Origin of the sequence: Parablastomonas sp. CN1-191 (assembly GCF_049354825.1) — a bacterium.
GTDB lineage: Bacteria > Pseudomonadota > Alphaproteobacteria > Sphingomonadales > Sphingomonadaceae > Novosphingobium.
The window spans coordinates 1962719-1981279 of sequence record NZ_CP186480.1 but is presented as its reverse complement, the minus strand read 5'-3'; the positions used below and the strand labels follow the sequence as shown (position 1 = coordinate 1981279).

19 protein-coding genes are annotated in these 18561 nt (G+C 65.1%); 11 read left to right on the top strand and 8 right to left on the bottom strand.

Features of this window, described 5'->3' with window-relative positions:
- Position 1 precedes the first annotated feature (1 nt).
- From ACOYW6_RS09850 to ACOYW6_RS09815, 8 genes are all read left to right on the top strand, one after another.
- Entirely contained in the window at positions 2-2170 is a 2169-nt protein-coding gene (locus ACOYW6_RS09850; RefSeq protein ID WP_423141137.1) for a 3-hydroxyacyl-CoA dehydrogenase NAD-binding domain-containing protein, read from the top strand.
- A complete protein-coding gene (locus ACOYW6_RS09845; RefSeq protein ID WP_423141136.1) occupies positions 2158-3315 on the top strand; it encodes an acyl-CoA dehydrogenase family protein in 1158 nt (385 codons plus the stop codon). Before ACOYW6_RS09850 ends, ACOYW6_RS09845 begins: the two co-directional genes overlap by 13 nt.
- 114 nt (positions 3316-3429) lie before the next feature.
- Positions 3430-4086 carry an NAD(P)H-dependent oxidoreductase gene (locus ACOYW6_RS09840; RefSeq protein ID WP_423141135.1) on the top strand — a complete coding sequence of 219 codons (657 nt, stop codon included), beginning with the start codon at positions 3430-3432 and terminating at the stop codon, positions 4084-4086.
- A gap of 77 nt (positions 4087-4163) precedes the next feature.
- Positions 4164-4508, top strand: a complete 345-nt coding sequence (locus tag ACOYW6_RS09835) for a response regulator (RefSeq protein WP_423141134.1) — start codon at positions 4164-4166, stop codon at positions 4506-4508.
- Between the two features lie 121 nt (positions 4509-4629).
- Positions 4630-6444, top strand: coding sequence for a PAS domain S-box protein (locus tag ACOYW6_RS09830; protein ID WP_423141133.1), 1815 nt, complete (start codon positions 4630-4632; stop codon positions 6442-6444).
- Between the two features lie 32 nt (positions 6445-6476).
- Positions 6477-6902, top strand: coding sequence for a response regulator (locus ACOYW6_RS09825; protein ID WP_423141132.1), 426 nt, complete (start codon positions 6477-6479; stop codon positions 6900-6902).
- 111 nt (positions 6903-7013) lie between these two features.
- Positions 7014-7808, top strand: a complete 795-nt coding sequence (locus tag ACOYW6_RS09820) for a universal stress protein (RefSeq protein WP_423141131.1) — start codon at positions 7014-7016, stop codon at positions 7806-7808.
- 99 nt (positions 7809-7907) lie between these two features.
- A complete protein-coding gene (locus ACOYW6_RS09815) occupies positions 7908-8576 on the top strand; it encodes a response regulator transcription factor (RefSeq protein ID WP_423141130.1) in 669 nt (222 codons plus the stop codon).
- 6 nt (positions 8577-8582) lie between these two features.
- Here the strand turns inward: ACOYW6_RS09815 and ACOYW6_RS09810 are convergent, their stop codons facing one another.
- The gene (locus ACOYW6_RS09810) at positions 8583-9758 is read right to left on the bottom strand and encodes a L,D-transpeptidase family protein (protein ID WP_423143109.1); all 1176 of its coding nucleotides are present in this window, start codon (positions 9756-9758) and stop codon (positions 8583-8585) included.
- A gap of 224 nt (positions 9759-9982) precedes the next feature.
- On the opposite strand from ACOYW6_RS09810, the gene ACOYW6_RS09805 reads away from it, so the two are divergent.
- Positions 9983-11239: an MgtC/SapB family protein gene (locus ACOYW6_RS09805; RefSeq protein WP_423141129.1), complete on the top strand. Its 1257-nt coding sequence runs from the start codon at positions 9983-9985 to the stop codon at positions 11237-11239.
- Between the two features lie 30 nt (positions 11240-11269).
- On the opposite strand, the gene ACOYW6_RS09800 is transcribed toward ACOYW6_RS09805, so the two are convergent.
- Complete coding sequence (locus tag ACOYW6_RS09800) at positions 11270-11800, bottom strand: hypothetical protein (RefSeq protein WP_423141128.1); 531 nt, start codon at positions 11798-11800, stop codon at positions 11270-11272.
- A gap of 1139 nt (positions 11801-12939) precedes the next feature.
- Here ACOYW6_RS09800 and ACOYW6_RS09795 point away from each other — a divergent pair.
- Both ACOYW6_RS09795 and ACOYW6_RS09790 read left to right on the top strand, forming a co-directional pair.
- On the top strand, positions 12940-13434 hold the full coding sequence (locus tag ACOYW6_RS09795; protein ID WP_423141127.1) for a hypothetical protein: 495 nt from the start codon (positions 12940-12942) through the stop codon (positions 13432-13434).
- Positions 13435-13571: 137 nt separating this feature from the next.
- Positions 13572-13751 carry a hypothetical protein gene (locus ACOYW6_RS09790; protein WP_423141126.1) on the top strand — a complete coding sequence of 60 codons (180 nt, stop codon included), beginning with the start codon at positions 13572-13574 and terminating at the stop codon, positions 13749-13751.
- 92 nt (positions 13752-13843) lie between these two features.
- Here ACOYW6_RS09790 and ACOYW6_RS09785 read toward each other — a convergent pair whose 3' ends face one another.
- Genes ACOYW6_RS09785 through ACOYW6_RS09760 form a run of 6 tightly spaced genes read right to left on the bottom strand, consistent with a single transcriptional unit; the run spans position 13844 to position 18548 of the window.
- Complete coding sequence (locus ACOYW6_RS09785) at positions 13844-14167, bottom strand: TrbC/VirB2 family protein (protein ID WP_423143108.1); 324 nt, start codon at positions 14165-14167, stop codon at positions 13844-13846.
- 53 nt (positions 14168-14220) lie between these two features.
- The gene (gene virB11 / locus ACOYW6_RS09780) at positions 14221-15177 is read right to left on the bottom strand and encodes a P-type DNA transfer ATPase VirB11 (protein ID WP_423141125.1); all 957 of its coding nucleotides are present in this window, start codon (positions 15175-15177) and stop codon (positions 14221-14223) included.
- Positions 15177-16244: a TrbI/VirB10 family protein gene (locus ACOYW6_RS09775; RefSeq protein ID WP_423141124.1), complete on the bottom strand. Its 1068-nt coding sequence runs from the start codon at positions 16242-16244 to the stop codon at positions 15177-15179. Before ACOYW6_RS09775 ends, virB11 begins: the two co-directional genes overlap by 1 nt.
- Positions 16241-16624 carry a TrbG/VirB9 family P-type conjugative transfer protein gene (locus ACOYW6_RS09770; protein ID WP_423141123.1) on the bottom strand — a complete coding sequence of 128 codons (384 nt, stop codon included), beginning with the start codon at positions 16622-16624 and terminating at the stop codon, positions 16241-16243. Before ACOYW6_RS09770 ends, ACOYW6_RS09775 begins: the two co-directional genes overlap by 4 nt.
- Positions 16625-16653: 29 nt before the next feature.
- Positions 16654-17394, bottom strand: coding sequence for a virB8 family protein (locus ACOYW6_RS09765; protein WP_423141122.1), 741 nt, complete (start codon positions 17392-17394; stop codon positions 16654-16656).
- Positions 17391-18548 carry a type IV secretion system protein gene (locus tag ACOYW6_RS09760; RefSeq protein ID WP_423141121.1) on the bottom strand — a complete coding sequence of 386 codons (1158 nt, stop codon included), beginning with the start codon at positions 18546-18548 and terminating at the stop codon, positions 17391-17393. Before ACOYW6_RS09760 ends, ACOYW6_RS09765 begins: the two co-directional genes overlap by 4 nt.
- Between the last annotated feature and the right edge of the window lie 13 nt (positions 18549-18561).

The window sequence follows — 18561 nt, the reverse complement described above, 5'->3', positions numbered from 1 at the left end:
CATGCGCCACATCAGCCTTTCGCCCGCCACCGACGGGATCGCCGTCCTCACCCTCGACAACGCCGACGAATCGATGAACGTCGTCTCGGACGCCTGGCTGGACGAGATGACGGCCGCGATTGCCGCCGTGAAGGACGATGCCGCGATCACCGGCCTGGTCATCACCTCGGGCAAGAAAGCGTTCATGGCCGGCGCCGACCTCAAGCTGCTGGTCGACGGATACGGCAAGCTGTCGCGCAAGCAGGCCTACGATTTCAGTCAGAAGGCCAGCGCGATGCACCGCGCGCTGGAGACGATGGGCAAGCCGGTCGTCGCGGCGCTGAACGGGCTATGCCTGGGCGGCGGGTTCGAACTGGCGCTGGCTTGCCACGGGCGCATCCTGGTCGACGATCCCAAGGCCGTAGTCGGACTGCCCGAAGTGGGCGTCGGGCTTCTGCCGGGCTCGGGCGGAACACAGCGCCTGCCGCGGATCGCGGGCACCAAGGTGGCGCTCGACCTGCTGTTGACCGGCCGCACGGTGCGCCCGGACGAATCGCTCAAGCTCCGCCTTGTCGATGCGGTCGCCCCGGCGGCCGGCCTGATCGATGCCGCCCGCGCCTGGCTGGCGGCCAATCCTGACCCGGTGCGGGCCTGGGACAAGAAGGGCTTTGCCCTGCCTGAGACCCGCGGCATGGTCAGTCCGGAAACCGCCGCGATGTTCACCGGAGCGATCGCCTCGGTTGCCGACAAGGCCGGCTACAACCTGCCCGCGCCGCACGCGATCCTGTCCTGCGTGTTCGAGGGCGTGCAGCTGCCGTTCGACCGCGCGCTGTCGGTTGAAAGCAAGTATTTCGCCATGCTGCTGACCGATCCGGTCGCGCGCAATATCATCCGCACGACCTTCATCTCGAAGCAGGCTGCCGAAAAGGGTGCGCGCCGCCCCGCCGGGATCGCGCCGACGAAGGTGGCCAAGCTGGGCGTGCTGGGCGCCGGCATGATGGGCGCCGGCATCGCGCTGGTTGCCGCGCAGGCGGGGATCGCGGTCATCCTGATCGACCGCGACCAGGCCGCCGCCGACAAGGGCAAGGACTATGCGGCCAGGGCCCTCGCCAAGGCGGCCGCGAAGGGCGCCACTACGCAAGAGGCGGCCGACGCGGTGCTCGCCCGCATCGTGCCCACGCCGGCCTACGATGGCCTTGCCGATGCCGACATGGTGATCGAGGCGGTGTTCGAGGACGCCGCGATCAAAGCCGACGTGACGCGCCGCGCCGAGGCCGTCCTGCCGGCTCACGCCGTCTTCGCCACCAACACCTCCACCCTCCCGATCACGACCCTGGCGCAGGCCTCGGCCCGGCCCGAGCAGTTCATCGGGCTGCACTTCTTCTCGCCGGTCGAGCGCATGGGACTGGTCGAGGTCATCCTGGGCAAGGCCACCGCGCCCGAAACGCTGGCGCGCGGGCTCGACCTGATCGCGCAGCTGCGCAAGACCCCGATCGTGGTCAACGACGCGCGCGGGTTCTACACCAGCCGGGTCTTCCAGATGCTGATCAACGAAGGCGCCGCGATGCTGGCGGACGGCGTCGCGCCGGCCCGGATCGAGAATGCCGCCAAGGCCGCCGGCTTCCCGGTCGGGCCGCTGGCGTTGCTGGATGAGGTCACGATCGATCTGCCCATCAAGATCGTCGACCAGGCGACCGAGCAGGAGGGCGCTTCGTTCGTGCCGCCCGCCGGGATGCCGGCGATGTACCGGATGCGCGACCTCGGCCGCACCAGCCGCAAGGCTGGCGGTGCGTTCTACGATTACCCTGAAGGCGGCAGGAAGCGGCTGTGGCCGGGCCTTGCCGAAGCATTTCCGCCGTCGGCGGAGCAGCCCGCCCAGGATGAGCTCAAGACCAGATTTCTTTACGCCCAGGCGATGGAGACCGCGCGTTGCCTTGAAGAGGGCGTGCTTGAAACGCCGCAGGATGCCGATCTGGGCGCCGTCTACGGCTGGGGTTTCCCGGCCTGGACCGGCGGCACGATCAGCTACATCGACACGGTCGGCATCGAGGCTTTCGTGCGCGAGGCGGACCGGCTGGCGCAGGCCTACGGGCCGCGCTTCGCGCCGTCGCCGTGGCTGCGGGCCAGGGCGCAGCGGGGCGAACCGTTCTATGCCGCCGCCGCACCTAAGGAGGCCGAATGCGCCGCCTGATCTTCGAGCCCGAACACGAGCAGTTCCGCCAGACCGTCCGCCATTTCATGGAGACTGAAGTCGCCCCCCATGCCGAGGCATGGCGCGAGGCGGGCCAGGTCGACCGCGCGATTTACCGCAAGGCGGGCGAGGCCGGCCTGCTCTGCACCTGGGCCGAAGAGCGGCACGGCGGCGCGGGGATCGACGATTTCCGCTTCGAGCAGATCATCATCGAGGAGAACATGTCGCACGGCGACATCGGTTTCTACATCAACCTGCACAGCGACCTGGTCGCGCCCTACATCGCCAAGCTCGGTAACGCGGAACAAAAGGACCGGTTCATGCCCGGCATCGTCTCGGGCGAGACGATCCTGGCCGTGGCGATGACCGAACCGTCGACCGGCAGCGACCTTGCCGGGATGCGCACACGCGCGGTCGAGGACGGCGACGCGTGGGTGCTCAACGGCGCCAAGACCTACATCTCCAACGGCATCCTTTCCGACATCGTGGTGGTCGCGGCGCGGACCGACCCGGCCAAGCCGCACGGCATCGCGCTGTTCCTGGTCGAGCGCGGGATGGAAGGGTTCGAGCGCGGCCGAAAACTCGCCAAGATGGGTTTGAAGAGCCAGGATACCGCTGAGCTGTTCTTCAACGACGTACGCGTGCCGCAGGCCAACCTGCTGGGCGAGGCCGGGCAGGGCTTCCGCTACCTCTCCCGCTTTCTCGCGCAGGAACGGCTCGTCGCCGCGATCGGTTTCATGGCGACCGCGCAGACCGCCTTCGACATCACCCTCGATTACGTGAAGGAGCGCCGCGCCTTCGGCAAGGCGATCGGCGCCTTCCAGAATACCCGCTTCAGGATGGCGGAGCTGCGCAGCGAACTCGACATGGCGCAGACCTACATCGACCAGTGCGTGCTTCTCCTCAACGCCGGTGAGCTGACGGCCGAAGATGCGTCCTCTGCCAAGCTGGTGTCGAGCGAACTGGAGGCCCGCGTCATGGACGCCTGCGTCCAGCTTCACGGCGGCGCCGGCTACATGGACGAATATCGCATCAGCCGCATGTACAGCGATGCCCGCATCAGCCGCATCTTTGCGGGTACCAGCGAGATCATGAAGGAAATCATCGGACGCGGGCTGGGCCTGGACGAGCGCAAGATGAATTGAACGCGCGCGCCGCTCGGCGGGACGGGGCCCAGCCCAATCCTGGTAATATCCCGAATACGAGCGGCGTCATCGCCCTGATAGCTTTGTCGTTTCAAAGATCAGGGCGCGCCGATCATGAACCCACCCGTAAAGCACGCACTCATCGTCAGCCATCCCGAGCCTGACAGTTTCACCATGGCGGTCGCCGCCCACTATGCCGAGACGGTTCGCCGCTATGGGCACGAGGTGGTGCTGCGAGACCTTTATCGCCTCCCGTTCAACCCCGTGCTCACTGCGCATGATCGGCGCGAGCGCGGTCCGGATGCCGCGCTGGCGACCGACGTCAGCGTCGAACTGGCGGCAATCGCCGGTGCGGATGTTTTCGTGCTCGTTTATCCGGTGTGGTTCGGCGGACCGCCGGCGATGATCAAGGGCTACGTCGATCGCATTTTCGGCGCGCGGTTTACGTTCGACCAGCATGGCATGACGCGTCATCCCCTGTTTGCCGGCAAGCGCCTCGTGTCGTTGACGACGTCGGCAAGCCTGGCCGCGTGGCTGGACGAACAGGGCGCGTTGACGTCGCTGCGAAACCTGTTCGAGACGTACTTGCGCACGGTGTTCGGCTTTAGCGCCACCAGCCACCTCCATCTCGATGGCGTGGTGCCTGGCCTGCCCCCGCGGGAATACCGCATGCTGCTGAAGCAGGTCGATGACTGCGCCTTCCACGTCATGGCGGACATTGCCGATGCACGCTGCCCGCAAGGCGTGGAGGTACCGTTTCCGGCAGCGTGACGAGGGTGCCTTCCGGATAATTCCGGATAGTACAGGGCCCCCGCACCCGCCAGAGCGGCAGCGAAAGGATCACACCCATGAGCCACGCCCTGATCATCGACGATAACATCGCGATCAGCCGCGGCATCGAGCGTCGGCTTCATGGCCTGGGGTTCAATTCGTTCGACCATAGCTGCAGCGGCCGCCAGGCGGTCGAAGCGGCCCGCCAGCACCGACCCGACCTGATCGTCATCGGGAAGTCGATCGCCGATGGTTCACCAGTGAAGGTTGCCGAGATCCTGGCACGGTCATGCGACGTGCCGGTACTCGCGGTGACGCAGGACCGTTGTTCGCTCCAGCGGGCGCTGCCCAGTGGCGCGTGCCTCGAGGGCCCATTCATGCTTGCGGACCTGGACTGCGCCATCGCCGCTGCGGTCGCTTGACGATGGGGTCGTGCCGGACTTTATCACCCAGCTAACGGGGTCTATCGTGGCGCCGAAGGGGAATGGGATGGCGCCGTTCGGGTGCGCAGGACAGCTCATGTCGGCCTCGGCCCGATATGCCGTGGCGATTCTGACCAGCCTGATGGCCGCGCTGTTCAGCCTCGGAATAGCCGATCCGCTATTCGGCGACCGATCGGTTCTGCTCATCTACGTGCTGCCGGTCGCATTCAGCCTGATTTTCGGTGGCCGCGGCCCGGGAATCCTCGCCGGTGGCTTGGCCCTGGGGTTCGCATTCTGGCAGCTTCCGGCGGACCACCGTTTTTATGTGACCAGCTTTTTCCATGCGGCACTGTTCATCGGCGTGTGCGGCGGCGTGGGGTGGCTGGTAGAGACTCGCGGGCGCGCGCACGCCCTGGCAGCGCGCTCACGCGGGCAGCTGGAATTGCTTGTGGACGGGGTCAGCGACTATGCCATGGTCCTGCTTGATCGGCATGGCCGCATTGCATCCTGGAACACCGGGGCCGAACGCTTGTTCGGGCGCAGCCGTGCCGATGTCGTCGGCCGAAGCGCAGCGATTTTGCTGGCAAACGCCGAGGCTGAAACGATTCGCGATCAACTGACAACGGCCAGTGCCGAGGGCCGGTTCCTGGGTGAAGTCTGGCATAAGCGTGCGGACGGTTCGGAATTCCTGGCCGAAGTCTCCGTTCGCCCGGTGACGTCGCCGGACGGTGCGTCTGCCGGCTACGCCAAGATCGTCCACGACGTTACCACCCGCCGCGCAGAGGAGCGCGCGCTGCGCCGGCGCGAGGCGCACCTCCAGTCGATCCTGGCAACCGTCCCCGACGCGATGGTCGTGATCGACGATCATGGCATAATCCTGTCCTTCAGCCGGACCGCGCAGGTGCTGTTCGGCATGTCCGAGGCAGCCGCGGTCGGCTGCAACGTCAGCATCCTGATGCCCTCGCCCGACAGAGAAGCGCATGACGGATACATCCAGCGCTATCTCGACACTGCAGAGTCGCGGATCATCGGGGCGGGGCGCGTGGTAACGGGGGCGCGTGCCGACGGGACGACATTTCCGATGCACTTGTCCATCGGCGAGGTCGATCTGCCCGGCCAGCGGCTGTTCACCGGCTTTATCCAGGATCTGACCGAGCGACGCGGCTTCGAAGACAAGGTGGAGGAACTTCAGGCAGAGCTGATTCACGTCGCCCGCCTCAGCGCGCTGGGGATGCTTGCCTCTACCCTGGCGCACGAGCTCAACCAGCCGCTCACCGCGATAGCCAATTACGCCGAAGCAGTCACGGCCATGCTCGGCAAGCCGGTGGCTGGCGATAGCGGGCTGGTGGCGGAGGCGATCGGCGAAATCTCCGCGCAGTCATTGCGGGCCGGACGAATCGTTCGCCGCCTGCGCGATTTCGTCGCCCACGGCGAATTGTCGAAAGCGGTCGAGGACTTGCCCGCGGTCATTGCGGAAGCCAGCAGCCTGGCGCTCGTCGGCACAAGCGAAAGCGTCGTCAGGACGATCTATCGCTTCGATCCGGACGCGACGCCGGTCCTGATCGACCGGATCCAGATCCAGCAGGTCCTGTTCAACCTGATGCGCAACGCGGTCGAAGCCATGGCGGACAGCCCTCTGCGCGAGCTGACGGTCGAAACCGCCCTGATCGCTCCCGATACTGTGGAAGTCGCGGTGACCGACACCGGCTGCGGCATAGACCCTCTGGTGCAGGCCCGCTTGTTCGATGCGTTCAACACCACCAAGGCATCCGGCCTTGGGCTGGGTCTTTCGATCTGCCGCACGATCGTCGAGGCCCATGGCGGCTCCATCGCCGCCGAGCCGGGGGACCGTGGAGGGACAAGGTTCAGCCTGACCCTGGTCAAGCCTCCGCCCTCGGAAACCGAAGCGACGTTCTCTCGGGAACATTACGGATAGCTCAATGCTGCCCCAGTTCCGATGGTCGGGCTGTGACCGAACTCGCCCTTCCCTCTGCCGTTCGCACTGCGCCGATTACGCCCCGCGGTGCACGAATCCTCCTGGTCGACGACGACGATCCCGTGCGGCGCAGCCTGCAGCTCCTGCTCCAGGCGACCGGTTACGACGTGCGGGCCTACGCCTCGTCGATCCGGGCGGCCGACGACCTTCAGGCGCGCAGCTGCGACTGCCTCATCGCCGACCTCATGCTGCCCGGGCTGGACGGGATCGCGCTCCTGGGCTGCTTGCGGAGATCGGGCTGGACGGGACCGGCGATACTCATCAGCGGCCTGCTCGATCAAAACGAGGTTGCGGCGGCGAATGCGGCCGGCTTCGGTGCGATATTTGCCAAGCCCACCAGCGAGTCCGTCCTGGTCAGGGCGATCGAACGCATGCTGCCGGCGCCACGCGAATCTTGATAAGCCGGGCAAGGGATCGCCGCTGCGACCGTCGCAAAACCTCTCCGTAAGTTTCCCAATGGCCGCGGCCAGTGCCGCCCTTACGCTACGATCCCATCAAGGAGTGTTGCGATGGAAAACGTGCTTGTTCTGCTTCATGATGATGCCGGCCAGGAAGCGCGGCTCCAAGCGGCCCTGGACCTGACGCGCGCGGTCGGCGGACACCTCATCGGCGTCGACGTTGCAGTGCCGCCCGCAGCCGGCAGCTTCGACGGCTTTAGCGATACGATGCTGGTGCAGATTGCGGTCGAATGCGAGGCGGAGAACCGGGCGCGCGTGCGACAGCGCCTGGGGGGCGAAGATGTGTCGTGGACGCTTCTCGAACGCACGGGCTGGCCGGCGGGCGAGCTGCGCGCGGCGGCCGACCTTGCCGATGTCATCGTCGTCTCGAGCCCCGCCGCGAACGGCGCGCCGTTCGACGCCAAGCACCTGGTCAACGAACTGGTGATGAAGTCGCGCCGCCCGGTGCTGGCAGTGCCGCCGGAAGTCCGCGGTATCGACTTCACCAAGCCGGCGCTAATTGCCTGGAACGGTTCGGGAAGCGCGTGCGAAGCATTGCGCGCGGCGGTGCCGATCCTGCGACTGGCATCTTCAGTGACGATCCTGGAAATCAACGCGCCCGATGACGGGCCATCGACAAGCGATGCCGCAAGCTATCTCTCGCGCAGTGGCATCCACGCCGAAGTCGTACGCATCAGCGGCGATGGCAAGGTCGCCGACACCGTACTCGATCATGCGCAAGCCATGGGCGTCGGATGCATCGTCATGGGCAGTTTCGGCCTCGGCCGGATCGTGGAGACGCTTTTCGGCGGCGTGACCGTGACCCTGCTCAATGAAAGCGATATTCCCCTGTTCCTTGCGCATTGAAGGACGTCACCGTCGATCAGGGTGCCGTTTCTCAGCGGGAGACGTATGCGCTATACCGCGTGAGCGGCGCATTTGCGGCCGCCATTTGGGGGGGCAGCCATGGCGGATCCAGCGCTGGTTCATGTCGTCGACGATGAGGAGCCGATCCGGCGGTCGCTGGAGTTCCTGCTTCGCGGTGCGGGCTATGTCGCTACGAAGTGGGAAGACGGTGAGACCTTCTTGCGCGGGGCCGACCCCGACATGCCGGCATGCGTTCTTCTCGACGTCAGGATGCCGGGGCGCGACGGACTGGAAGTCCAGGCCGCGATGGCGCGGCGGGGACTGAATTTTCCGGTCATCGTACTGACGGGCCATGGCGGCGTGGCCACTGCTGTCAAAGCCATGCGGGCTGGAGCCGTCGACTTCCTCGAAAAGCCGTTTGAGCGAGAGGTCCTGCTTCGCGCGCTCGATCTCGGGTTTGCGCAGCTCGCCGATGCAAGCGCCCGGCGCGACAGGCAAAGCTGGGCGAAGACGCAGATCGCCCGGCTTACCGCGCGCGAGCAGGAAGTTATGGAAGGCCTCGCCTGCGGCTATCCCAACAAGACGATCGCCTACGATCTCGACATCAGTTCCCGCACGGTAGAGGTCTACCGTGCCAACGCTATGGCCAAGCTGGGCGTGGTCAGTTTCGCCGACGCGCTGCGCGTCGCGTTCGCTGCCGGGCTGGGAGACGAGGCGCGTTGGAAAACGACGTACGCGGTGGGGGTCAAGAGACCCGGCCGCGACTAGGCTCCGCTATGGCCGCGGGCGAGCGAGTGCCGCGTTCAGGCCCCGATCAAGGCCGTAGAAATCGTCCGAATAAACCACCTCCCCCGCCGGGTCGGCACTTGCAGTCAGATAGACCACATAGACGGGGACAGGCTGCGTGATTGGAAGGCGTACGGTCGTTCCGCCCCGCGCCGCTTCGGCGGGCGAGGTTTCGCCCTTCAGCAAGATTGCGGCGAACTCCAGCGGCCGATCGGTGCGGATACAGCCATGGCTGAACCGGCGCGCGCTGTTGCCGAACAGCGCCTTGTCCGGCGTGTCGTGGATATAAATCTCGAACGGATTGGCCATGTCCAGCTTCATGGCGCCCAGCGCATTCCGCGGCCCGGGCGCCTGGACGACCCGCAACTGCCCTCCCGTCCGCGTCCAGGAATACCCCTGTGCGCGGGCGCGCCCGGGGGCGGAGCGAACCATTTGGCCGACGCTCTCGGCGATGATCGACTGCGGCACCTGCCACGACGGGTTCAGGATGACGCCGGTTATCGTCGCCGCGAATTGCCGGGTCGGCGTCGAAGGCTTGCCGACGATGATCCTGTGGTCGGCGACCGTTTCGCCGTCCCGTACGATCAGGGCCCGATAAGCCGCGATATTGACCCAGACATACGTTGAGCCCAGCCGCCGCGGCAGCCAGCGCAGCCGCTCCAGGCTGGCGGCGATCTTGTCGCGCTGGTCGGAGGCCGAGGACGGAAGCTCCGCCAGGCTGCGGCGGAGAAGGGCATAATCCGGCGTTTGGGGTGCCAGCCCGTCCAGCACCGCTGCCACATTGCCCGATGCGATCGCGCGGGTGCGAAGCGCGGTGATATCGTCGTCAGACAAGTCGGACGACGGGAACGAGGCTTGGCGGCGTTGACCGGGGCTGACATGTCCGCCTTGAAGATCGCGCGCCAAGGCGGCGAAGACGCGGTTCGCGGCGGCGTCGAGCGCAGGCACCGTGCCGCTATCGATCGCCGCCCTCAACGCAGCCGCACCGTACGTCGCGGGCACCAGCCCTTGACTGCCAACCTCTTCTGCATACGCGAGCAGGCGGCTTGCTGCGGCACCGTCCCACACGGGCTCCGGTACTTGCGCAGCCGTGATGCCGGGCAGCGATAGCAATGCAGCGGCCAGGACGATCGGTAGTCGCAGCGGGCGACCCCGCGCGCTCATCACGCTGGACCGGCTCCGGGCCGGACGCGGCGCGCGCCGCTGTCCGCAGAGTAGCCTTCGATGTCATTGTAAATGATCTGAGCGTTCACGCGGCGCCTTTGCTATGCTCTGATGGACGCCGATCAATGGGCGCAGCAACGCACCGGCGCCATTGGTAGAATTGCGGAGAAGCCGGGCCGCGACGCGGCATTAGTAGCGGTGTCGGGGAGCAGTGATGACCGCCTATGCCTGACAGTCTGATCCTTGGCGGGCTGGCCGGCGCGGCCTGCGGACTGATGATCGGAATCGAGCGCGGCTGGCAGCAACGCGGCGCGCGCAGCGGTTCGCGCATCAGCGGGGTACGGACCTTCACCCTGGTCGGCCTCCTGGGCGGACTGTCGGCGGTGATCGCCCAGGCCCTTTCCGCGGCCATCGCCACGGTGATCGTCGCCATCGTGGCAAGCGCGCTGGCGGCGGCCTATGTGCGCGAACTGGCGCGGGCACGCCGGCGCGATGCGACGACGTTTGTCGCGGCGATGCTGACGCTGGTGCTGGGCCTCCTGGCGGGCGCTGGTTTCCCGGGCCCGGCGATGGCCGCGGCCGGGGCGGTGACGCTACTTCTGGCCACGCGCAAGCAGAGTCATCGCCTCGTTGCCGCGATGTCTGCTACCGAAGTTTCAGCCTTCGCCCAGTTCACGGTCCTGGCGGCAGCGGTCCTGCCGTTTCTGCCCGACCGGGCAATGGGCCCGTACGGCGCCTGGAACCCCTTCAGGCTGTGGCTCGTCGTCCTCATCGTCATCGCCTTCTCCATCGCCGGCTATGTTGCCAATCGCCTGTTCGGCGAACGACGCGGGACGCTGGCGACCGCCCTTATCGGGGGCGCCTACTCGTCCACAGCAGTGACCGCCGCGCTGAGCGCCCGACTGGGCGCTGACGAACCGGGCCCGCACGCCACCGGCATCGCTCTTGCGACAGCGGTCATGTACTGCCGGGTCCTGATCCTGACCGCGATCCTGGCCCCCGCTGCGCTCGTGCCCCTGGCGCTCCTGGTTGCCCCCGCCGCCCTGATCGCGTGGCTGGCCGCGGGAATCCTGTGGCGGCGAGAGCGCGCGTTGCCGCCAGCGCGGCGGAGCGAGCAGGGTCCGCCCTTTCAACTGCGCTCGGCGCTGGGCTTCGCCGCACTGACCGCCGCCGCCACCCTCTGCGTGCGATGGGCGGAAGCACAGATGGGAGAGCTTGGCGCGGCCGTGTCCCTGTTCCTTGCCGGCAGCCTCGATGTCGATGCGGCCATCGTGACGCTTTCAAGCCTGCCGGCGGCGGAGCTGCGCGCGGCATTGGGCGCCCTGGCGCTTGGCGGCACGGTGGCCGTGAACATGGCGGTCAAGATCGGTGTCGTCATTGCCAACGCCGGTCGCATGGGTGGCAGGGCCGCGGCGCTGGCGTTGCTGAGCAGCGAACTGGCACTCATCGCTGCGCTGGGGGTGCGGTTTCTGATCTTGTAGCCTTCCGGCATAGAAGCACGCGAACCACTTTCAGTGCCGGCGAAGCAGCGCATGGCCGCTCATCGGTCCCTCGGCGCCTTCGCGCCAGACGTGCAGTCCGATCGCTGCGAACGCGGCGCCCTGCATCAGCATTGCCAGCGCCAGCATCCCACCCGGTATCCACAGCAGGACGGCCGGCCAGCCGACCACCAGCACAACGCCGGTCAGCAGATCGACAAGCCCGGAGGCCACGAGCCAGTCGGGCGCGATAGCGAACTTCGCGGCCAGGAACATGCCGAGGCAACCCGATATGATCAGCGCACTTGAAGCGACCAGGGTCGTCGTCACCAGCGCCAGTGTCGGCGCGTTTGCGATCGCCAGTCCCGCGATAAGCTGCGCCGCGCCGCGCAAGGCCCACGAACTTCCTCGCCCGCGAAACAACAGCGCGGCGCCGTTACCGGTCTGAATTGCGCCAGTGAGTGCGATGGTCAGCCCGAATGTCGACAACGCGCCGGTGGTGACGTCCTCGAGATGAAGGAACATCAGCACTGCAATGACCATGATCGACCCGCCCAGAGCCATGAATCGGCGCCCGGGCCAAACCTGCGGGCCAGGCGTCGCTGCGGCACCGGATCGGACTGCCATCATCGCCTCCTCGTGCAAACGATCGCGCCCGCGCCGCCGCACTTGCGGCGCTCCCGACACGGCGAAGCGATTCGCCGTGGGCAGGAACGCCGCAAGCCGCATCATCGAAATCCGCTATCCGCGGCTCAGGGTCGCAACTTGCCGCGCATACCTTCGATCGGCTGACGGTTCCGGCTAACACGCGGCCCATGGCGCGGGCATTCGTAGTTCTACGATACCATCTTGGGGGCAGCCCGCGGGGAGATACTCGCCGTCCGGTAAGGGGCATTGGCATTGACGGAGCGTAATGCGCGCCTGGCCAAACGATGGCCGAAGGGCTCAACGTGCACGCCGAAGATCTCGCTCGCGCAGCAGGCTCCGGTCCACGGGCAAACATCCGCGACTGCAAGCAAGTCCCCTTTTTGGGGACCGCACCTTGCGGGCGGAAATTCTGTAAAGTTTAGGAGCCCATGGCGGAGACGGAGGGATCAAATTATCGTTGTTTAATCGGCAGAACTTTGACTGCATATGCCGATGCCATAATTTTTGCCACAATTCGGTTAGCGGAGCGCCTGAGTTGCAGTGGCCACGCCAACAAGCCCAACCACCACTCCCAACTATCTCGACATAGGCCTAACCTGCCCCAACCAGCCAACTTCCCGCCTCAGCTTTTTTCAAACCACAGCCAGACCCCGATAATTATCTGGGTTCCCGGTGCTCGTAGATCTGATGATGCATGGCCTGTGATGACGGGGGGGTCGTCACCTGCATTCTATCGTGGTTCGGCTGGTGTCAGCGTTAAAGACAGATTTTTATCTGCGTTGGTTCCGCGATAGCCGTTGGGCCAAAAATTTAATTCTCCTTCGCTGAGAGGTTGAGTCTGCGCCGCGTTCATGGCGGTTACGGGAAAGCTCCCCGCATCGCATTAAGTAGTGTGCCTGCGATTGCGACACCGGAGAAAATCTGTCTTTGCGGCTACGAGGCGGCATGTGCTGTGACCGACTAGACGGTGTCGGTTCTTGGTCTCACCGGTCCCGGAATAGCAATCCCGTAAATAGGCTTCTGGTCGGCAAGTCAGCCGACAGGAGACCAAGATCATGCGTAATGAAGAGAAATTTTTCCAGCCGTTGATGGGGAGCCGTTTAGGCATCAACGAGAAGATGCCGCTCGATATATACACGCCGAGGGGACTGTTCCTTGGTGATAGCGGTAACCGTTACATCGTTTGCGACTGCGTAGGATTTCGGGCCGCTGTGACGTTGAAGCATGATTCCTTGCCCGAGTTTGCACCGTTCGAGCTATCATCCGATCCGGTCGATCACGGAACGCCGTTAGGGGAAGGCCATATCAGGCTGCGGTCGATCCTACTTAACGATACCGAGGGCGCGTTCCTCGGGACGCTGCTCGTTAAAGGCTGCCACATTCGGATCTTGTGCAACGTCGATGGCCTGGGATTCCAGTGGGTGAACATCGCCTTCGGGGGCGGCGGGCTCAACGAGACCGAGTATGGCAGGTGGACCATGAAGGTCGGAAAAGAAGTCTTCTTCTCTTACGACTGCCGGCAGCGGGAGGCTGAAATACCGCCAATGTGAGGCGAGCTCGCATTACCCTGGAATCGAGTGCCCAGGTCCAGTTCCAGATTCGCAATCCCGTAAATCATATCCGCCTCGGCAATCCTGCAGGGGCGGAGCACGAAGGCGTGCTTCTCACTTAATCAACGAGGTTGATCATGATCACGACAATAACAGATTGGGAGAAGCTGGAAGCCACCAATCGCAAACTATTTAAGTTGGGCGAAGCAATGTGGGCCAAGATTGCTGCCGAGCGTAGCGCTTCATCGAACAAGGATGCGGCCCGCAAGGCTCAAGCCGTCCGTCCGGCGTTCAAGGTGAAGCTTAAACAAAAGTAGCGTGATGAGGCGGCTTGCGGACGAGGTCCCGGTGATCGGGGTTCTACGTTTGCAGGCAGTCTGAGCCTGTCGCCAAGTTGCCGACGCTTCCATTAGTTTCGGGATGAGTCATTTCGCACCGATGCCCCGGCATACGGATCATAAGTCGATGGCTTGAGTGGTTCGCGTGCGGGTAAGGGCATCGCAGGTGCAGTTGCCGCAGTTGGTGCCGTAGCCGAGCTACCACCGCCGACGGAATGCATGAAGGAAGCCGCGATTGCCGGCGCACCGAAAATAACGAAGCAGCCGAAGACTGTGCGAAGACCAGCTCGGGTCGGAATACGGCCAGTAAACATCGCCATTCCCAGCAACGCGACAGCGATCACGCAGATTGAAATGGCGACAGGCCCGAGCATCGCAGCCTGCAGCCAGATCATTGCGCTGGTCAGCGATGAGCCCGGTGAGGGATCGAGAAGTGAAGGCGACACCGTCATGACTTTGCCAGAACCGTCGTGATAACGCGCCTGCCGTGAAGACGACCAAGCTGAACGAACACGTCGATGCTCGCTTCGACATAGCGCCTGACGTCATCCCATGACAGTTTCGAGCCGGTCTGCAGGACGAGGAGCGCGAGCTGGTCTACGGCGCGCGCGGGCGTATCGGCGTGAATCGTAGTCATCGAACCGGGATGCCCGGTGTTGACGGCGCGCAAGAACGTAAACGCTTCCGACCCACGGAGCTCGCCGAGTATGATACGATCCGGCCGCATCCGCAGGGCCGCAATGAGCAGATCGTCGGCGCACACGTCGGCCTCGCCGAGGGTGCTCCTAGCGGCCAACAAGCCGACTGCGTTCTGATGCTGAAGCTCGAGCTCGGGGGTGTCCTCGATGAGGATCAGCCGCTCGTCAGTCGGAACTTCACGCAGCAGCGCGTTGAGGAACGTTGTCTTGCCCGTAGATGTGCCGCCAGAGATCAGGATGTTGCGGCGATTTATAACGGCGTCGCGCAACTTCGCCTTGGCGCCGTCCAGATCGATCGGCTTGAATGTGCCGCTGTCGAGCGAAGAGCTGGTGTTGATCTCGCTGGCAACCTCGAACCCATCGAGCGCCAGCGATCGCGACACGTGGCGCCGTATCGCCAGGACATGCCCGCCGCGCGTGGCTGGTGGCGCGACAACCTGCACCCGCGAGCCATCGGGCAACGTCGCGCCGAGCAACGGGTGCTCCCGGTTTATGCCTTGCGCGCTGGATGCCGCGATCTGGCGCGCGAGGCGGGCTATCCCTGCTTCGTTCAGGCTCGGCAGCTCGTGTCGTTCGATCTTGCCACCGAGCGCTTCAGTCCAGACTTCGCCGGGCCGGTTGATGTAGATGTCGGTCACGTTTGGCATTGCCAGGAATCGCGCGATCGGCTCCAGAAAGCTCGACAGATACCAGGGCTCGGCCCCCATCAGCGCGCCGCCGTGCTAAAGTCGAGATCACGGGCAACGAACACCGAGACGCCGGTTCCCTGCCTGACCGTCAGAGTGCGCTGGACATCATTGCCGCTGCCGCGCGAGTTGATCGTCTGCGAGCTGCCCGGGAGCGCGATGACGACACCGTCACCGGCAACGCGGCGGGAGGCCAAGTTCGTGCCGATATCGAGCACGGATTGCAGCAACGCACCGCCGAAGCGTTCAAGAAAGTGGCTGTTGACCTTGCCTTTGACCCCGGCCCGGCCAAGCGGGTCGGACGAAGGCGAGTCCAGCGCGATCTGAACTCCATCCGGGCGTGTCAGCCGCTTCCACTGGATCAGCGCGCGGTTCTGACCGGGTTTTAGCTCGGCGGCGTATTCTCCGATCAGCCGGCTGCCGCGCGGGATCAGGACCTGGGTGCCGTCGAACCCCTTTACGTCGCGCGATACCAAAGCCCTGACACCGCCAGCGCGCGTGGAATCGAGGGCTGTCTCCAGCACTGCCTGGATGATCGTCCCTTGCGGCACCGTGGTCGAAGGTCCGACCATCTGGAACGCATGGACACGCGAACTGTCCTTGGCATCGGTGCTCGTATTGGTGTCGCTTTGCGACGTTGCCGCATTCGAAGTCTGCGCGGGGTTCTCGTTGCGATAGCTGGCGCCGTAATAAGGCTGGCTCGGTTGGGGTTGGACGGCTGGGGCCGCCGGCGCCCTTACAGGTGCCACTGTCCTCACGACTGGCGCGGCCCTGATTACACGGACCGGCACCGGCTCGGACCGTACGAACGGCCCATAGACACGCGGCGCCAGATAGCGATCAGGATAGGCCTCGTCGGCGATAACGCCATAGGCAGGCACATCGAGCGGCGGCGGTGAGCCGATCGTCGCGGCGCTCTCATCGGCAGGTTGCGGCGCTTCGAGCAGCTGACGCCGGGCATTGAGCGCCGAGAACAACAGCGCTCCGCCGATCGTGGCGCCGATCGCGAACAGCCACACCGCGCGGTTGCTGGGTCTAGCGAGTGGGACAACCGGCCGCACGTCATCGGGCTGCGCGGTGGCGGTCATTTCGTGGCCACCGTGCGCTGGGCGGTGGCCTTGGCGTTATCGATCCGAAACACCAGCTTCGGCGGCACCCGGTCGATCACGTAGACATCGCCGCGCATGTACCCTTCGACGACCTGTTCCTGATTATTCGCGGTAAGCGCGAACACGGCAGGCAAGTCCTGGTCGAGCCCCCACAGAATGTAGGTCTTGGCGCCGTCGTCATGGATGTCCTGCGGTCGAATTTGCTTGTCACCCGCCATCTTCCAGACAATCTGGCGTGGCTTAGCCATTCCAGGCAGCGGCGGAATACCCGGGGGCAGCGGCATTCCTGGTGGCGGGCGCTGATACGCAGGAAGCTCGGCGGTGTCGGCCGACAGAGCCGATCCGGTCACCAGCGGCATCGCGGCCAAGGTCACGGCAAGACCGACTTTCACGGCTGCGGCTTCACCGGTCGCGGGACAACGACCACAGGCTGGGGCCCGGTAGCCTCGGGCAAGGCCTCGATGTCGCGCCGGTAACGCAGCACCTGGAACCCCAGCGGGTTCACCAGCCGGTCGGCCTCGGACATTTTGGCGGTGCTGAAGCGGTAGGTGATGATCGCTGCCCAGTACTGTGGGGGCTGGGCGCCGGCACCAGGATCCGTGCGGGTGGTGGTGAAGCGAACCATTGCGGTATTGGGCGATAGCGACGAGACGCTGCGAATATCGGTCGTGATGATCGCGCGCCTTGGCAAAGCCGACAACGGGCCATTGGGATTGGAGGCCTGCATGAGCCGGGTGTAGCTGTCGCGCGCGTCACCGGCGCTCCACAGCGATACCTTGCGGTATTCGGACTGCAGACTGTCGATGCCAAAGCTTTCGCGTGCAACCACGTATTGCACCAGGAACGAGCGGGTAAGCGCCGTGTCGGCCGCGACGGTCTGTTCCTTGAGCGGAGAAAGTGCCTGGACCGCGCCGGTCTGGCGGTCGACGAGCAACGTGTAAGGTTCGACCCTCTTTAAGGGCACCATGAGGACGATGGCGATGGCTTCCAGCAGCGCGATGATGCCTGCCACCGCCGCAATTCGCCACGCCAAGGTCTGCGATCGATCGGCAGCCAGGGTGCGATCGTCGGCCCAGGTCGCGGCGTCGCGATAGTAGGTTTCGACGTCGTCTTTGCCGAGGTCGCTCATGAACGCTGGTCCCTGCGGGCTGCAGCCCGCGAACGTGATGGAGAAGTGCGCCGGGTGCTTGTTTTGCCGCGCGAGGAAGCTCTGATCTGATCGTTTGCTGGGTCACCGAAGCGCGGGACGAACGGGCGTGACGGCCCTATGGTGGAGGCGAGGCGGCGCTCTTCGTGGCGCATGACGGTGGCGACGCCTTCGGACACAAGAACGGCGCGTTGCTGGGTCGGTGTGGCGCTGGCGGCCACGACAGGCTGGCGCGGTGTGAGTGCCGCCCACTCGCGCTCGTGGGTCTCGGCATAGGTAAACTGCGGCAGCGTCAGCCAACCACGGTTGAACGCGACCCGCCCGAACAGCGCAATCAGTCCCGCTGAGGCCAGCGGAAACGCCAGTGTCAGAGCCAGTAGCTCGGTCGGTGCCGACGGTGTCGCGTAGCCAAGTCCGCGCAGTTTGAGCACGTCGCTCAGCAGCGGCTCGATCAGGTCCAGCTCGACTGCGAGCGCCACCGAGGTTGCCACTGCGCCTAGACACGCCAGTACCAGACCGCGCACCCATCCAGCAAAGATGCCGCGGCTGACGTCAAACAGCAGCAGTGAGGCCATCAATGGTGCCAACGCCAGCAGGAGCCCGGCGGCGAGGCGCAAGAACGCCAACGGTGCGATCGTGCCGACCAGGAACGCGAGCCTGGCGTAGCCGTAAGTATTCTCATCATCGAGCGCGATCTTGCGGAAACCGTCGCTGGCTTTGTCTTCGGCCAAGAGCTCGCTGGTCTGACGACCGGTGCCTGACGAGGTTGCAGCCAGTATGCCGGCATCCACAGCTTGTAGACGATTGCTGAGCCCCGCGCGTGGCGCAGTGCCCGGTGCTGATATTGATGCTGCGATCTCAGCCGGGCCGCGAATAACGACGTTGTATACGAGCACGCGGTAAGCAGGCCAGCTCAGCGCCAGGGTCAGCACGATGCCGATCTTGAGAACGGCGCCGACCAGGTCTCGCGCGGCAAGCCCTTCGCCGAGCACGAGCCGGTAGCCGAAAAGCGCCACGAATAGCGTCAGGGCGGCCAAGATCACGCCTTGCGCGACCGAGCCCGGTGCCGCGAGCGACTGGAACCCAAAGTTGCCGAGCGTTGCAGCCTGGCAATCGACGTTGTCGAGCACGCGCATCAGGAACGTGCCA

Bases quoted from the DNA above. Each gene is read 5' to 3' on its own strand.
- ACOYW6_RS09805 (WP_423141129.1), top strand. From the start codon at position 9,983: ATGCCTGACAGTCTGATCCTTGGCGGGCTGGCCGGCGCGGCCTGCGGA.
- ACOYW6_RS09795 (WP_423141127.1), top strand. From the start codon at position 12,940: ATGCGTAATGAAGAGAAATTTTTCCAGCCGTTGATGGGGAGCCGTTTA.
- ACOYW6_RS09835 (WP_423141134.1), top strand. From the start codon at position 4,164: ATGAGCCACGCCCTGATCATCGACGATAACATCGCGATCAGCCGCGGC.
- ACOYW6_RS09765 (WP_423141122.1), bottom strand. From the start codon at position 17,394: ATGAGCGACCTCGGCAAAGACGACGTCGAAACCTACTATCGCGACGCC.
- ACOYW6_RS09810 (WP_423143109.1), bottom strand. From the start codon at position 9,758: ATGAGCGCGCGGGGTCGCCCGCTGCGACTACCGATCGTCCTGGCCGCT.
- virB11 (WP_423141125.1), bottom strand. From the start codon at position 15,177: ATGGGGGCCGAGCCCTGGTATCTGTCGAGCTTTCTGGAGCCGATCGCG.
- ACOYW6_RS09815 (WP_423141130.1), top strand. From the start codon at position 7,908: ATGGCGGATCCAGCGCTGGTTCATGTCGTCGACGATGAGGAGCCGATC.
- ACOYW6_RS09840 (WP_423141135.1), top strand. From the start codon at position 3,430: ATGAACCCACCCGTAAAGCACGCACTCATCGTCAGCCATCCCGAGCCT.
- ACOYW6_RS09790 (WP_423141126.1), top strand. From the start codon at position 13,572: ATGATCACGACAATAACAGATTGGGAGAAGCTGGAAGCCACCAATCGC.
- ACOYW6_RS09800 (WP_423141128.1), bottom strand. From the start codon at position 11,800: ATGGCTCTGGGCGGGTCGATCATGGTCATTGCAGTGCTGATGTTCCTT.
- ACOYW6_RS09760 (WP_423141121.1), bottom strand. From the start codon at position 18,548: ATGCGCGTGCTCGACAACGTCGATTGCCAGGCTGCAACGCTCGGCAAC.
- ACOYW6_RS09785 (WP_423143108.1), bottom strand. From the start codon at position 14,167: ATGATCTGGCTGCAGGCTGCGATGCTCGGGCCTGTCGCCATTTCAATC.
- ACOYW6_RS09770 (WP_423141123.1), bottom strand. From the start codon at position 16,624: ATGCCGCTGGTGACCGGATCGGCTCTGTCGGCCGACACCGCCGAGCTT.
- ACOYW6_RS09775 (WP_423141124.1), bottom strand. From the start codon at position 16,244: ATGACCGCCACCGCGCAGCCCGATGACGTGCGGCCGGTTGTCCCACTC.
- ACOYW6_RS09850 (WP_423141137.1), top strand. From the start codon at position 2: ATGCGCCACATCAGCCTTTCGCCCGCCACCGACGGGATCGCCGTCCTC.
- ACOYW6_RS09820 (WP_423141131.1), top strand. From the start codon at position 7,014: ATGGAAAACGTGCTTGTTCTGCTTCATGATGATGCCGGCCAGGAAGCG.
- ACOYW6_RS09845 (WP_423141136.1), top strand. From the start codon at position 2,158: ATGCGCCGCCTGATCTTCGAGCCCGAACACGAGCAGTTCCGCCAGACC.